This window comes from Salidesulfovibrio onnuriiensis, from assembly GCF_008001235.1.
Taxonomy (GTDB): domain Bacteria; phylum Desulfobacterota; class Desulfovibrionia; order Desulfovibrionales; family Desulfovibrionaceae; genus Pseudodesulfovibrio; species Pseudodesulfovibrio onnuriiensis.
Map to the genome: position 1 here is coordinate 1,821,543 of NZ_CP040751.1, position 13,090 is coordinate 1,834,632.

Annotated in this window: 13 protein-coding genes; all 13 read right to left on the reverse strand. The window is 64.4% G+C overall.

Going from position 1 to position 13,090, the window contains the following annotated elements; all coding sequences use genetic code 11:
* Positions 1-215: 215 nt before the first annotated feature.
* The 13 genes from FGL65_RS08260 to FGL65_RS08320 all read right to left on the reverse strand — a co-directional run bounded on the left by FGL65_RS08260 (position 216) and on the right by FGL65_RS08320 (position 13,082).
* Entirely contained in the window at positions 216-1,106 is an 891-nt protein-coding gene (locus tag FGL65_RS08260) for a DUF4198 domain-containing protein (protein WP_147820746.1), read from the reverse strand.
* Positions 1,107-1,124: 18 nt separating this feature from the next.
* A complete protein-coding gene (locus FGL65_RS08265) occupies positions 1,125-1,427 on the reverse strand; it encodes a hypothetical protein (RefSeq protein ID WP_147820747.1) in 303 nt (100 codons plus the stop codon).
* 200 nt (positions 1,428-1,627) lie between these two features.
* Positions 1,628-2,338 (reverse strand): class I SAM-dependent methyltransferase, encoded by a 711-nt coding sequence (locus FGL65_RS08270; protein ID WP_147820748.1) that lies wholly within the window; start codon positions 2,336-2,338, stop codon positions 1,628-1,630.
* 25 nt (positions 2,339-2,363) lie between these two features.
* The gene (locus tag FGL65_RS08275; RefSeq protein ID WP_147820749.1) at positions 2,364-3,458 is read right to left on the reverse strand and encodes a hypothetical protein; all 1,095 of its coding nucleotides are present in this window, start codon (positions 3,456-3,458) and stop codon (positions 2,364-2,366) included.
* 16 nt (positions 3,459-3,474) lie between these two features.
* A complete protein-coding gene (locus tag FGL65_RS08280; protein WP_147820750.1) occupies positions 3,475-4,767 on the reverse strand; it encodes an FAD-dependent oxidoreductase in 1,293 nt (430 codons plus the stop codon).
* Between the two features lie 22 nt (positions 4,768-4,789).
* Entirely contained in the window at positions 4,790-5,800 is a 1,011-nt protein-coding gene (locus FGL65_RS08285; RefSeq protein WP_147820751.1) for a sulfide/dihydroorotate dehydrogenase-like FAD/NAD-binding protein, read from the reverse strand.
* A gap of 15 nt (positions 5,801-5,815) precedes the next feature.
* Positions 5,816-6,349: a DUF6064 family protein gene (locus tag FGL65_RS08290; protein ID WP_250645604.1), complete on the reverse strand. Its 534-nt coding sequence runs from the start codon at positions 6,347-6,349 to the stop codon at positions 5,816-5,818.
* Between the two features lie 101 nt (positions 6,350-6,450).
* Positions 6,451-7,116, reverse strand: coding sequence for an ABC transporter ATP-binding protein (locus FGL65_RS08295; protein ID WP_147820752.1), 666 nt, complete (start codon positions 7,114-7,116; stop codon positions 6,451-6,453).
* Positions 7,113-7,880, reverse strand: a complete 768-nt coding sequence (locus tag FGL65_RS08300; RefSeq protein WP_147820753.1) for an ABC transporter permease — start codon at positions 7,878-7,880, stop codon at positions 7,113-7,115. The genes FGL65_RS08295 and FGL65_RS08300 overlap by 4 nt, the downstream gene beginning before the upstream one ends.
* On the reverse strand, positions 7,877-8,839 hold the full coding sequence (locus tag FGL65_RS08305) for an ABC transporter substrate-binding protein (RefSeq protein ID WP_147820754.1): 963 nt from the start codon (positions 8,837-8,839) through the stop codon (positions 7,877-7,879). The genes FGL65_RS08300 and FGL65_RS08305 overlap by 4 nt, the downstream gene beginning before the upstream one ends.
* Positions 8,840-8,843: 4 nt before the next feature.
* Complete coding sequence (locus tag FGL65_RS08310) at positions 8,844-9,887, reverse strand: class I SAM-dependent methyltransferase (RefSeq protein WP_147820755.1); 1,044 nt, start codon at positions 9,885-9,887, stop codon at positions 8,844-8,846.
* 4 nt (positions 9,888-9,891) lie between these two features.
* Positions 9,892-11,973, reverse strand: a complete 2,082-nt coding sequence (locus FGL65_RS08315) for a TonB-dependent receptor (protein WP_147820756.1) — start codon at positions 11,971-11,973, stop codon at positions 9,892-9,894.
* A 122-nt stretch (positions 11,974-12,095) separates the two neighbouring features.
* A complete protein-coding gene (locus tag FGL65_RS08320) occupies positions 12,096-13,082 on the reverse strand; it encodes a helix-turn-helix transcriptional regulator (RefSeq protein ID WP_147820757.1) in 987 nt (328 codons plus the stop codon).
* Positions 13,083-13,090 lie beyond the last annotated feature (8 nt).

Consider the following 13,090-nt stretch of genomic DNA (forward strand, 5'->3'; position numbering starts at 1 on the left):
TTATTACAATTATTTCAAGTAATTATGCGCATGTCGAAATTGAGTGAAGTGACATTAATGTCATAATCAAACGCATTGTTGGCGTCGGATGTACAAATATGGGAAAAATGCCGACCGAGGGGATTTATGGGGATTCGGCCTGTTTCGGAGCCCGGCAGGCCGCCAGGGGGATGGACAATGGCATAAGGCGGGGCCGGAGAACCGGCCCCTTTCATTTACGGTTTGACGGTGAAGCCGATGGTGCCCGCAGTGTAGATCACGGTGCACTTGCCCTTCTCGTTCTCGAGCTGCGGGCTTCCGGCCACCTCCTGCTTGTAATAGACGTTCGCCACCCACTGGCCCGCGCTGGGCATGCGGAACTGGGCCTCGCCGTTCATCAGGTAGGAATCCAGATGGAACTTGTCCGGCCCGCCGAAGGTGTTGCTGGTGCAGGTCATGGAGTGCATGGCCTTGGCGTCGGCGCTCACGGGCTTGCCTTTGAAGGTGACCTTGAAGCGGACCAGGTCGCCCGCGTGCAGGTCCGAGAGGTCGGTAAGCGGCATGAGCTCCAGGTCGTGGCCCACGGGTTCGGGGGCGGTCCATTGGTCCAGTGCGAAGAATGACTTGGCATAGGACATGTATTTCATGGAAACCAGGGGCGTCTTGATGTCCTTGATCTGGTCCAGGGACAGTGGGGCCATGCGCTGCTTGCCCTTGGCGTCCAGGTACGAGGTGAAGTACATGGGCCTGGACTGGGCGACCACCTGGTAGGTGCCCGGGGCGGAATCCCGGGTGCGGGCGATCTTGCGCAGCCCCAGGTCGCCGGTGGTCACGGCCATTTTCGTGGGCGTCTGCTGGGCCGGGCTGACCTGGATGTCCGGCAGGCCCAGGGCGAAACGGCTTTTGTCCGGCGCCACCAGTTCATAGCGGTCCAGCTTGATCACCCCGTGTTCCCCGGCCAGGAAGTCGTCCAGGGGCAGGGAATGGCCGAAGCCCAGCACCGAGGTGACATGGCCGGGCGGGTGGTTGAAGGATTCGCTCAGGTTGATCCAGAACATGTGTGCCGAGGCAGGCCCGGCCGAGAGCGCCGCCACGGCAAGCGCCAGCGCGAAGAGGATTCGTTTCACGGTGTTCTCCTTGTTGGGTTAGCGGGGCCCTTCTTCCGTGGCCACGTGGCCCGGGCCGCCGTCCAGGATGATGGTGTAGGGGGAGGCGGGCTTGGCGAATTCCAGCTCGCCGTCGGCATCGGTGCGTCCCTGGAACAGGACCCTTCCGTTGGGGCCCTCCAGGCGGAGCTCGGTGTCCGAGGCCGCGGTCCCCGTGGAGTACATGCCTTCCACGGTGACGGTTCCGTCCTCGTTGTCCGTCACGGTCATGAACAGGGTGTGCGCGAGGGTCGTGCCTGCGCAGAGAAACAGTGCCAGCAGCGTGGCGAGTACGGTCTTCAATGAAGCCTCCTTGGATGTTCTGCGGCGACGAGGCCGGGAAAAAGGGCGCCGGTCCTTCCGCAACCGCCGCAGCTTAGGCGCTCTTCGGGTTTGTTTCTGCCCCGGGGCGGCGTAAAAACACCCCGCGAGGGTCGAAGGGGAAAGACCGCACTGCATCGAGCAGCGCGGCCTTTTCCGTTTTCATGCGCCGGCGCCTGGTATCAGGCCGAAGGTTTGGTCCCGGAAACGATGACGATGCCCCGGCTCCAGCTGTGCTTGGGCTCGAAGAATTTCTGCTCCACTCCGGCGAATTTCGCGTTGCGCATCAGCCCCATCCACTCCTCGTGGGTGTGGAACTGGCAGAACAGGTCGTTGGACTCTGTGCCCAGCATGTAGAGCTGGTCCATGAGCTTGTAGAACGCGCCCACGGGGCTGCGCCAGGTCTTGTTGGCCGTGACGTCGGCAATGACTACCCGGCCGCCGGGGCGCAGCACGCGGTGGCACTCCCGGAGCACGGACGGCACGTTGGTGTGGTGCAGGGCCAGGGAGCTGGTGACCACGTCGTAGGAATTGTCCGCAAAGGGAAGTTCCTCGGCCGACGCCTGCCGGAATTCGAAGATGTCGCCGATTCCGGCGGCGTTCACGTTCCTGCGGGCCGCGTCCAGCATGGACTGGGTGATGTCGATGCCCGTGATCCGGCAACCGGCGTCAGCCTCCTCGGCCAGGGCCAGGGCCACGGTGCCCGTGCCGGTGGCGATATCCAGCACGTCCTCGCCCTCCTTGGGAGCGGCCTTGCGGGCCACGCCCAGGATGGCGTCGCGGTAGTCCACGCCGAATTTCTTGAGCATCAGGTCCACGATGCTCTGGTTGTAGGTGGTGGACCAGGACTCGAACACGGCGATGCGTTTGGTGATGTGCGTCTGTTGGGGCATGGTTTTCTCCTTTGTGAAAAACGGGTTAGGCAAAAAGGGTTGAATGCTGTCTCAGGGTTTCGACCACGGCTTCGCACCTGCGGTCCACGCCGGAGAAATCCATGTACGGCACATAGTACTGTTCCAGGGCCGAATGGGTGTTCTTGGCGTCCAGCAGCGAATCCACGGCGTCGCCCAGGATCTCCTCGTAACGCGTCTTGGCCGCGTCGATGGCCTCTCGCTCGTCATCGATCCACGAGGCCGCGCACTCGTCCAGGCGGTAGGTCGCCACTAGGTTGTCCGCGGGCATGAGGCCGGGCTGCACCGTGATCAGCAGTTCGGCTTCCGGAATGTGGATATGCTCGACGATCGAGTGGTCGATGGGCTTGTGGTAGTACTCCACGGTCAGGCCGCGCAGCCGGGCCTGCCGGGCGACCTCCTGCAACAGCTCGGAACGGCCCGAGCCGGGCTCGCCCACCAGGCCGACGACCCGGGTGTTTGCGCGCAGCAGGCTGGCCGCCAGGTGCACCTCGCCCAGCGGGGTGATGGAGGAGATGAAGCAGTGGCGTTCCGCGCCGTAGCCCGTCCCGGCCTTGGCCGGGGGCAGGTGGTCGCAGATGGCCTGCTCCATGGCGTGCAGTTTCCTGCGGTCCATGGCTTCCGCGCTGACGCTCTCGGCGTTGCCCAGCAGCAGGCGCGCGGCCTTGAGCTGGCGGTAGACCCTGTGGAACTTGCGTTCCGACGCCTTGTTGATGTCCAGGATTTCCTCGCGGTGCGTGCGGATGCCCTCGATATCCCAGTACTCGCCCAGGTTGAGGATTTCATCCACGGCGCCGGGGTTGCGCGGGTCGAACACGTGGTGCCCGGTGGCGGCCACCACCACGGACCGGATCTCGGGAATGGTCACCGCGTCGTAGGATTCCGGGTCCAGCGAGCAATGCTGGTATTCCAGGTCATAGCCCTGCCCGGCAAAGGTTTCGCCGATGCGATTGATGAAGGTGGATTTTCCGGTGCCCGGTCCGCCCTTGACGATGATCATCTTGGCGTTGTCCAGATCCGGCAGAAAGTTGAAGAAGGAGTGGAAACCCTCTGCCGAGTTGCAGCCGAAAAAGCACCGGGAGACGTGGGGGCTGTTTTCCATAGTCTGCTCCATGATTTTAGGCTGCCGCGTCCGCGTGCGGTGCGGCGAAGAAGCCTGTGAGTCCCAGGCGGCGGATCCGGGAGCGGATTTCCGCCGTATCCATTACGTACAGTCCACGTTTCTGCATTCTTTCAAAGTAGATGCCTCCGGAAAAAGTGTAGCGTTGCTTCAGGCCGTCCTCCTGGTCCAGCCCTTCTGATTCGGCCGCGATGATGTCGCCGCAGGCCAGTTCCGTGGGAAAGCGCATCAGCGGAAGGTTTTCGGCCAGGGCCGCGGCGTTGTATCCGGCCAGGGTGCCGGTGGCCATGGCCTCGGTGTGGCCCACGAAGAATCCGGACTTCTCCCCGGCGCAGAAGAGGTTTTCCGCCCCCCGCACCCGCATGGAGTCGTCCCGGGGCGCGCGGGAAAGGAAGCGCACGGAATTGGCGACGCTGCTGCCGTGGCTGTAGAGCGCGCGCTCGAATCCGGGCACCTGGCGCAGCCGGTCGATGGGGAAGTACGGGGTCATCATCTTGGCATGTCCGCCCGTGTCCAGCAGCACGATGTTGTCCGCGAAGTCGGGCAGGGCGTACTGGCGGCAGGATTTCTTGCCCAGCATGCTGCGGTGCACCAGTTCCTTGGGCAGCGGGGTGACCGAGACTCCGGTTTCCTCCAGCGCCCGCTGCAGCCGGGGGGAAAGCGAGTCCTTGCGGAGTTCGCAGGATCCGCTCAGGGACCCCACCGCGCCGTCCTGGCGCATGCCCATGTGATCCTGGATGCCCAGGCGGGCCGTGAGGCTCACGCGGGGGCCGAAGGAGGGGCAGCGCAGCATGCACATGGCGCAGCCGTTGCCGAAGCGCACGCAGTTGCCCATGGGGCCCGCCGAGCCCGTGCATTCGATGAACATGTCCCCCCGCAGCCAGGAACCGTCCGCCAGCTGCACCGCCTCCACGCGGCCGTCCCTGGCCCGGGCATTCACCACGCGGGAGAGGAAGCGCAGGTCGATGCCCCGTTTCTGCAGGACCTCGCGCACGACGGGCTCCATGCGGGAGGTGGAGTAGAGGGTGGCGTGGCTGTGTCCGGGAAAATCGAACCCCGCGTGGGTGGCCACCCGGTCGGCGGCCTCGATGAGTTCCCCGGCGCCCAGCAGGCGCAGCTCCTCGGCGGCGGTGTGCCTGCCGTTGTTGCGCATGATGCCCCCGGCCAGGCCGCAGCCCAGCAGCAGGTCGGTGCGCTCCAGGAGAATGACGTGCCGTTCCGTGTCCCGCCTGGCCGCCAGCGCCGCCGCGCAACCCGCCCAGCCTCCGCCGATGATGATTATGGTGCTCATTGGTCGTGTCCTTTTTGGTGTATCAGTCCCGGGGATCGAGCCGGGCCTTGCAGGTGCGTATCTGTACGCCGTTGGTCACGGTGACGCAGGCTCCGCAGATGCCTTCGCCGCAGCACATCTTGTGCGTCTTGGAAGTGGCCAGGCGGGGCTTCAGCCCCAGCTCGGTCATGGTGGCGCGGAGCCGGGAGTGCTGTTCGTCGTTGCCGCCGCTGAACAGGCAATATGGCCGCACCTGCGTGAGCAGGCTCCGGATCTCCCTCCAGCCGGTCTGCGAGGCCAAGTTGACGAAATAGGCCGCGGGCACCTCCTGGATATAGGGGGCAACAAAGGGGTAGCCCCTGGTGCCGTAGATGATGCTGACCCGGTTGCCGTTGCGCAGCAGGGTGCGGGCTATGTTGGGGCCGCAGACCTGGGCCATGCCCGAGAGCACCAGCACCACCCGTTCGTTGCGGACGGTTTCCATGAGCTCGTGGCCCAGGATGCCGTTCCAGTAAGGGCCGCGCAGCCAGAGCCTGTCCTCGCAGGCGGCCAGGGTTTTGGTCTTGGGGCCGAGCCGGGTATAGGCCAGCACGATTTCCTGTTTTCCGGGGAAGGCCGAGATCACGGCCAGGGGGGTGTCGAAGCATGCCTCGGGCCTGCCGCGCACGAACACGAAGCTGCCCGGCCGCGTGAGCTGGGACGCCATGCGCGCGGTAACGGCCACGCGCAGGACCTCGGTGCCCTGGCCCACGTCCTCCCGTGAGATGATCCTGGCCTCCCGGCTTTCCCGCCGGACGCCGTGGCCCAGGAGCCACTTGTTCTGGGCCAGGATGCAGGCCCCGGTCCAGTCGCAGCTGCATTGCTCCTCGCCCCGCAGCACCGAGCAGACAATGCACTCGCCCGATTCGGCCAAATGGCAGGGGCAGTAGTCGCTGCCCGCGTCAATGCATTTGAGCCGGGGCGCGGTTTCGCGGACCGTGCGTACGGTCTGCCGCGTCTGTTCGGGCGAACCCGTTTCCGGCTGTGTGACCCGCTGTGTCGATTCGCTGTACATGCCCCGTCCTCCGTTCTAGTGCGTTCCCTGTTCACGCTGCGCGTCCCGATACTTGAGCATGGCCAGGGCGTAGAAGCCCGTGACCACCAGGGTCGTTTCCTCGTAGCAGTCCATGAAGCCGAAGCATTTCGGTATGTTCACAAAGGCCCAGATCAGGGTCAGGATGTAGATGCCCCGGTCCGCCCGCGAGGTTGCCGCCAGCAGGGCCAGGATGAAACCGGCCAGGGGGCAGGGGTAGCCGGGCAGGGCGATCATGGGGTGCCCCGTGAAATGGCCGAGGAAGGGGAAGAGAAAGGCCAGGAGGATGAAAAATGCCGTTGCCAGCCGTATCCCGGCGGAGCGGGGCACTTCGAAGTGCGTCTTTTTGGTGATGAACAGGTCCACCAGAAACAGGAAGCCGATGACCGAATACAGGGGCGCGCCCAGGAATTTGGCCACCGGGCTCTTGCCGCAGACGAACAAAAAGCAGGCCAGGGCGTTCCAGATCAGGGCCGCCGCCAGGAAGAGCTTGGTGAAGGCGTCCGTGCCCTTGCCCGGCCGGGTGAACACCAGCTAGGTCACGGCGAGCATGCCGATGACGAGCAGGATCTGGACGGGCATGGTGTCGTCGCGAAATCCCTTGAGAAGATTCCAGAATATTTCCGTCGGGCTCATGATGTCTGTCCTTGCTGAATGGTTTTGGTCAGGCGCGCCTCGGTGCACCGCTCCTGTCCCAGCTGTTCCAGGTGGACGAGGCGGCTGGTGCGGTCCAGAAGTTCCGAGGGGTCGTGGGTCACGTGGATGACCGCGGCGCGGCTGGTTTCCAGGGCGGATTCCAGCAGGGTGCGCATGGTCTCCTTGAGGTTCTTGTCCAGGCCGGTGAACGGCTCGTCCAGCAGCAGGATGTCCGGGCTGACTGCAAAGGCGCGGGCCAGCGCCACGCGTTGGCGCATGCCGCCGGAAAGCTGGTGGGGATAGACGTTCTCGAATTCGGAAAGGTCCATGCGGTGCAGGAAGTACCGGGCCTTTTCCGCAGCCGCCTTCCGGTCCATGCCCTGCGCCCGCAGGGGCAGGGCCACGTTGGTCAGGGCCGTGTCCCAGGGAAGGAGCCGAGCCTCCTGGAACACGTAGCCGATATGGGCGGAGCGGACCCGGATGCGTCCGGCGTCCGGCTTTTCCAGCCCGGCGATCATGCGCAGGATGGTGGATTTGCCGATGCCGCTGGGGCCGAGCATGCCCAGCACCTCGCCCTGCTGCACGGTCAGGTCGAACCCGGCAATGACCGGGCGGCGGCCGAACCGCTTGTGGATGTTTTTCATTTCAATGACGGCGTTCATGCCCGCCTCCTTTGCACGGCGTTGCGGGCCGGGCGCAGCAGGGCCACCTCCACCCCGCCGATGACCAGCATGGCCAGCAGGGTCAGGGCGTAGAGTTCGTCGGTCTGGAGGTTGGTCCGGGAAATGGCCAGCGCATGGCCTATTCCTTCGTTGGCCCCGAGCATTTCCGCCAGCACCACCAGCCGGATGCCGTTGCCCGTGGCAATGACCGCCCCGGAAAGGAGCGGCCCGGCCAGGGCCATGGCGTAGATGCGCGCCAGGCGCATGTGCAGGGGCAGGCGGTAGACCCGGGCCATTTCCAGGAGCGACTTGTCCACGGCCATCATGCCGTCGGCCACGTTCACGTAGACGATGGGGGCGACCATGGTGGCCGTGATGCACACCACCATGGTGGTGCCCATGCCGAACCAGAGCATGAAGACCACCACGATGATCACCCCGGGAATGCTGGTGAGGATCCAGCGGGCCGGGGCGAGCATAAGCCGCAGCGGTTCCACGAACCCCGCCAGGACGCCCAGGAGCGCGCCGCTGCCGATGCCGAAGCACAGGGCCAGGCCGATGCGTTCCAGGGTGGGGCCCAGGTGCATGGTCAGGAAGGTCTTGTTCTTGAACAGGCGGAGCAGGGCGGTCAGGGTTTCGGCCGGGCCCGCCACCACCAGGCCGGAAAAGTTGCGGGCCAGGAGTTCCCAGCCCAGGGCCAGCATCATCAGGCCCAGCAGGTGAAAGGCGAAGGGGGGCAGCTTGCCGGTATGGGGATCGATCATGGATTTACCCCGAACAGGTCGTTGCCCGGCATGGCCCCGCCGATGGCCGCCGGGGAAATCTCGTTGATCCTGGCCAGGAAGAACAGGGCGTCGTTCCTGGCCCGCGTCCCTTCCAGGATGTGGATTTCAAGATTGTCCACGGCTCCGGTCTCCATCTGGGAGGCCAGCGCCGGGAAATGGGTGCGGGCAAGTTCCAGGGCCTTTTCAGGGTGTTCCTTCACCCAGGCGCAGGCCCGGGCATAGGCCGCGTTGAAGGCCCGTACCTGTTGCTCCTCGTCCGCCCTGGGCCCGAAAAAGGCCACGCAGCTGGCCGCCAGCCGGTGCCCCGGGAAGCTGCGCTCCCAGGCCCTGCACATGTCCACGCGCTTCACCAGCAGGGGCGCGCCCTTGTCCCGCATGGCCCTGGAGCGCAGCAGGGCGATGGATGCCGTGGGCTCGCTGAGCATGGCGTGATCGCCCTTGCCCGCCAGCAGGAGGTTGACCGCCTCCAGGGCCCCGCCCGTGTGCCGGGTGGTGATGTTGCCCTGTTTGCCCGCCATGGTGGCCTTGTAGAACAGCTCCGGCATCTCGCCCGGGCCGAAGGGGAAGAGCAGGGTGCCCTCCAGGGATTCCAGTGTGTCGGCCCCGGGCCTGACCGAGACTATCCAGACCGGGGACTCGTGCAGCAGGGCCACCCGGCAGTTGACGCCCTTGTTGCGCAGGGTGCTGGCCGCCGCCGTGGTCACGATGGCGGCGTCCACCTGGCCCCCGGCCACCATGGCCCGGAGCATGTCCGGCGAATGCCAGGGGATGAACCGGACGTCGAAGTCCTGCGCCCAGGCCTGCCCGTTGTGCGCCATGGCCAGCAGGGGAAGGCTTTCCGCAATGGGCGGGCCCGAAAGCCGGAGCGGAGAAGCGTCGCTGGCCGCGGCCGGGCAGGCCATAGACAGGATCAGGACAGTCAGGAGAAGTGTGCGCATGGTTCTAGCCTCGCTTGCGTGCAATGATCAGTTCCATGGGTCCCATGGGCAGCATCAGGGTCCTGACCTCCACCGAGGCGAAACCCGCGCCGGGCAGATGCGAGGCGATCTCGCCCTGCTCAAAGGAGACGTCCTGTCCCTCCAGGGCCAGGGAGAGGCGGGAAAGCACGACCCCGGCCGGCTGGGTCCGCTCGCAGGTCAGGCCTTCGTGGAAGCTGATGAACACGCCGCCCGGATTCAGGGCCGCATGCACGCGGGCGGCCATGGCGTCGAGGTCCTTGGCGTAATACAGGGTGTGGCTGGCCCAGATGAGGTCGTAACCCTGGCCGAAGTCCACCTCGTTGTAGTCGCCGTCGATGGTGGTCACCCGGTCCAGCAGACCCGCCGCTGCGATTTCCTCTCGGGCCACTTCCATGACCGGGGGCAGGTCGCAGAGCACGCCCTGGAGGTCGGGGTGACGGGAAACCGTGGCCATGCACATGATGCCCGGGCCGCAGCCCATGTCCAGCATGCGCTTCATGGCCGGGAATTCCGGGAGCGAGGCCACGAGCCCGGCCACATGGTCGGCCATGCCCGCCTTCTGGTAGGAGGCCAGGTGGCGCACGGACTGTTTCCACATTTCCTCGCCGTCCAGCTTGTTCCGCGTGTCCACCTCGGGCGGTCCCTGGCGGATCAGCTCGGGGATGCGCCCCAGGTTGCGGTGCTGCATGTTGGAGAGATTTTCCACCAGCCCCCCGAGATAGGATGGGCTGCCCTTGCGCAGATAGGATTCCGCAAAGGGGGTGTTGGCATAGGCCCCGTTTTGTTTTTCGGCAAAGCCCATGGCCGCCATGGCGTCCAGGAAGTAGACGAGGTTGGTCCGGTCGGTCTCCACGCCCAGTGCCCGGGCAATGGCTTCCGGCTCCGTGTGTTCGGCCAGGATGTCGGCCATGTCCATTTTCAGGGTCGTGTCCAGCACGGCCATGCGGATGGGGCCGATCATCAGTTCGAAGACCAAACCGGGGTTGGGGCCCGGGGTGTGGGCCGTGGGCTGCTGCAGCATCATCATATCCTTAGAATCTCCAGTTGAGGGTGAATCCGAATGTCCTGGGCGCACCGTCCTCCACCATGGCAAGACCCGCGCCGTTTTTGACCTGCTTGACCGTATAGGCCTCGTCGAACAGGTTCTCGCACCACAGGGAGAATTCGATCTCCTCGGTCTGGTACCCTGTGCGCAGGTTCACGGTCCGGTAGCCGTCCTGCTTGAGCTCGTTGGCCGCGTCAAAGTACTGCTCGCCGGTGCCCAGCAGGTCGGCCAGGGCGAAGATGCCGCTCTGGTGGTTGTATTGGACGCCGAGGTTGTAGGTGTATTCCGGTGCCCAGGGCAGCCTGTTGCCGCTGTAGTCCACGGGAGTGCCGCCCGAAGTGGTTTCCCATTCGTCCACTTTGGAATCGGCATAGCCGAAGCCCGCAGTCAGCTGCAGCTCGGGGATGGGGTTGTACTGGCCCTCGAGTTCGACGCCCTGGGTGTGCGCCTCGGCCGCGTTGGTGAATTTCCAGACGCCCAGGCCCGCACCGGCGATTTCCTCGCGCACCTGCTTGTCGGTGATGTCCGCGTAGAATGCCGTGGCGTTGAGGCGCAGGGTATTGTTCAGCCAGTTGGTCTTGACGCCGACCTCGTAGTTCATGGTGTGTTCGGCGTCGTAGGCGAAGCTGTCCTCGCTGGTGGCCGAGTAGAAGTTGAAGCCCCCGGCCAGGAATCCCCGGGAAACGGTGGTGTAGGCCGTGACGTTGTTGGTGAAGTCGTAGGCCAGGGAAACCATGGGCAGCCATTCCGTGGCGTCCACGTCCTTTTCGTAGGAGACCGGCCCGGTGTTGGGGGTATAAGTCTGTTTCCCGCTGTTGTGGGAGACGTCCAGGCGCATGCCGCCCGTGAGCCGCAGCCCGTCGACGATCTCGTAGGTAGCCTGGCCGAAGCCCGCGTAGCCGAGGTCCTCGCTGTCGCCGGAGCGCTTGGAGGTCAGCAGCGGGTTCACGTGGGTGAAGTCGATGCCCGCGTCAATGGCCTCGTAACGTCCGTAGAATCCCGCCAGCCAGGAGAGAGCGCCCTTGTCCGTGGAGTTCAGGCGAAATTCCTGGCTCCAGCTGTCCATGTCCGTATCCAGGTCCGAGTATCCCAGGGCCGTGGAGGTCCTGTCCGAGTCGAGGTGGTGCTCGCGGTCAAAGGTGCGGTGGCTGGTGATGGAGGTCAGATCCACGCTCGGCCAGCTGTATTTGACCCGTGCGGACTGGCCCAGTTCCTTTTCGTAGGCCTTGTCGCTCTCGTTGCTGGTCACCTTGAAGCGGTCGGTGGAGTTGGGACCTTCGGCGTAGCGCAGGGAGCTGATGCCCATGTCGCGGGCCGCGCCGTCCACGTTCAGGGTGATGTCCCAATCGTCCGTGGGTGTCCAGCGCAGTGCGCCTTCTCCGTTCAGGGTCTTTTTCCCGTTCACGTCGTCATCGCCCGTGAGGGTGTTTTCATTATACCCGTGGGTGGTGTAGCCCTGCAGGGAGAGTCTGTAGAAGAGCAGGTCGTCGGTGATGGGGCCGCTGGTGCTCGCGCCCAGACGGGCCGTGTGGTAGTTGCCGGCCTCCAGCAGCACCTTGTTGTGCTGGTCGTTGTCCGGCTTCTCGCGCACGATGTTGATGACCCCGGATTCGCTGTTGCGGCCGTAGAGGGTGGCCTGGGGCCCGCGCAGGATCTCTACCCGCTCCACATCGAACAGGTCCTGGTTGGTCATGTAGCCCATGGGGTAGGCCACGTCGTCCACGTACAGGCCCATGGGGCTGAACAGGGAGGTGTCGATGGTGGAGATGCCCCGGCAGATGATGGACCCACCCGAACTGGTGTCCTTGACATAAACGTTGGGGGCGAAGCGGGTCAGGTCGCTCAGGTTGTTCACCCCGCGCGTCTCCATGAACATTTCGTCCATGACCGAGATGTTGCCCGGGAAATCCTTGAGGGTTCCGTCGCGTTTGGTTGCCGTGACCGTGACCGCATCCATGGTCACGGTTTTTGTTCCGTTGTCTGAGGCCTCGTCTTCCCCGGCCATGGCCGGGGAAAGCGCGCAGAGGGTGAATGTGAAGATCAGCCCGAAAAGCTTGTGAATTCTCATTTTTGTTCCCACCTGAAAATGCAGCGTATTAAGATGAATTTGATAATCATGCTCAATACACGGACGGGGTGGGCTCGACTAATCCCGGCAGGGCGAAAGTTGCCGGTAGCCGGACTTTCTGTTCAGGAGACGAGCAGGCGGCGCTGGTTGGTCAGGAAATCCTTGGGCAGGATGCCGAAACGTTCCTTGAAGGCCTGGCTGAAGTGGCTCAGGCTCTGGTATCCCACGGCATAGGCCGCCTCGGTCACGTTGAGGTTGCCCTCCTGCAAAAGTTCATGGGCCTTTTGCAGCCGGTGCTCGCGGAAGTAGCCGAAGACCGAGGAGGCGTAGACCTGCCGGAAACCGGTTTTGAGTTTTTTTTCATTGATGCCCACCCGGGCCGCAAGCTCGGGCAGGTTGGGCGGGTTTTCCAGGTCGCTTGTCAGGATCTCGCTTGCGTGGCGGATGCGTTCCACGTCCGCGGGGCACAGGGCGTGAGATGTTGCTTTGCGGTGGGTCTGGGATTCGATGTAGTCCTGAAGCTGCATGGCCAGCAGCTCCATGACCCGGCTTTCCAGGAACATCTTGCGCATGCCGCCCGTGTATGGGCAGTTCAGGATCTGGGTCAGCAGGCAGTGCTTGGCTGGGTTGCAGGGGCCGAACCAGGCCATGGGGGTGTCCAGCCGGCCTTCCAGTTTTCTTTGGAACTCCACCGGTAGCTGGTCCATGCTGTCCGCAAAGTAGTCGTAAAGCAGTTCCGGGGCAACGATGATGCCCATGATGCAGTTGGAAGCGCCGCCAGGTTGTTCCAGGAACCCGTGGGTCTTGGGCAGGTGGAAGATGCCGTTAGATCCCGCCTGCATCTCATGGGTCTGGTTGCGCAGGCAGCCGCTGGAATAGACGCACCTGTTTCGGCCGGAATAGGTGAACCCGAATTGGATGGGCGCATCGTCCATGTCAAAGCTGGCCCGGAGCGGATCTTCCGGCGTGGAGCGGGAGATGGTCAGCGCCAGGCCGGGCCGGAGCAGGCAGGACTGGAAGGCCCTGGACCCCGAGACGCCGCCCTCGGTTGAGAATTCGAGCGCATCGCATGTGCCGGACGATCTGCTGGCCGCACTTTCCCTGTTCATGATTACCT

Coding starts and splice junctions, on each gene's coding strand:
- FGL65_RS08270 (WP_147820748.1), bottom strand. CDS start 2,338: ATGCCCCAACAGACGCACATCACCAAACGCATCGCCGTGTTCGAGTCC.
- FGL65_RS08275 (WP_147820749.1), bottom strand. CDS start 3,458: ATGGAAAACAGCCCCCACGTCTCCCGGTGCTTTTTCGGCTGCAACTCG.
- FGL65_RS08280 (WP_147820750.1), bottom strand. CDS start 4,767: ATGAGCACCATAATCATCATCGGCGGAGGCTGGGCGGGTTGCGCGGCG.
- FGL65_RS08285 (WP_147820751.1), bottom strand. CDS start 5,800: ATGTACAGCGAATCGACACAGCGGGTCACACAGCCGGAAACGGGTTCG.
- FGL65_RS08295 (WP_147820752.1), bottom strand. CDS start 7,116: ATGAACGCCGTCATTGAAATGAAAAACATCCACAAGCGGTTCGGCCGC.
- FGL65_RS08300 (WP_147820753.1), bottom strand. CDS start 7,880: ATGATCGATCCCCATACCGGCAAGCTGCCCCCCTTCGCCTTTCACCTG.
- FGL65_RS08305 (WP_147820754.1), bottom strand. CDS start 8,839: ATGCGCACACTTCTCCTGACTGTCCTGATCCTGTCTATGGCCTGCCCG.
- FGL65_RS08310 (WP_147820755.1), bottom strand. CDS start 9,887: ATGATGATGCTGCAGCAGCCCACGGCCCACACCCCGGGCCCCAACCCC.
- FGL65_RS08315 (WP_147820756.1), bottom strand. CDS start 11,973: ATGAGAATTCACAAGCTTTTCGGGCTGATCTTCACATTCACCCTCTGC.
- FGL65_RS08320 (WP_147820757.1), bottom strand. CDS start 13,082: ATGAACAGGGAAAGTGCGGCCAGCAGATCGTCCGGCACATGCGATGCG.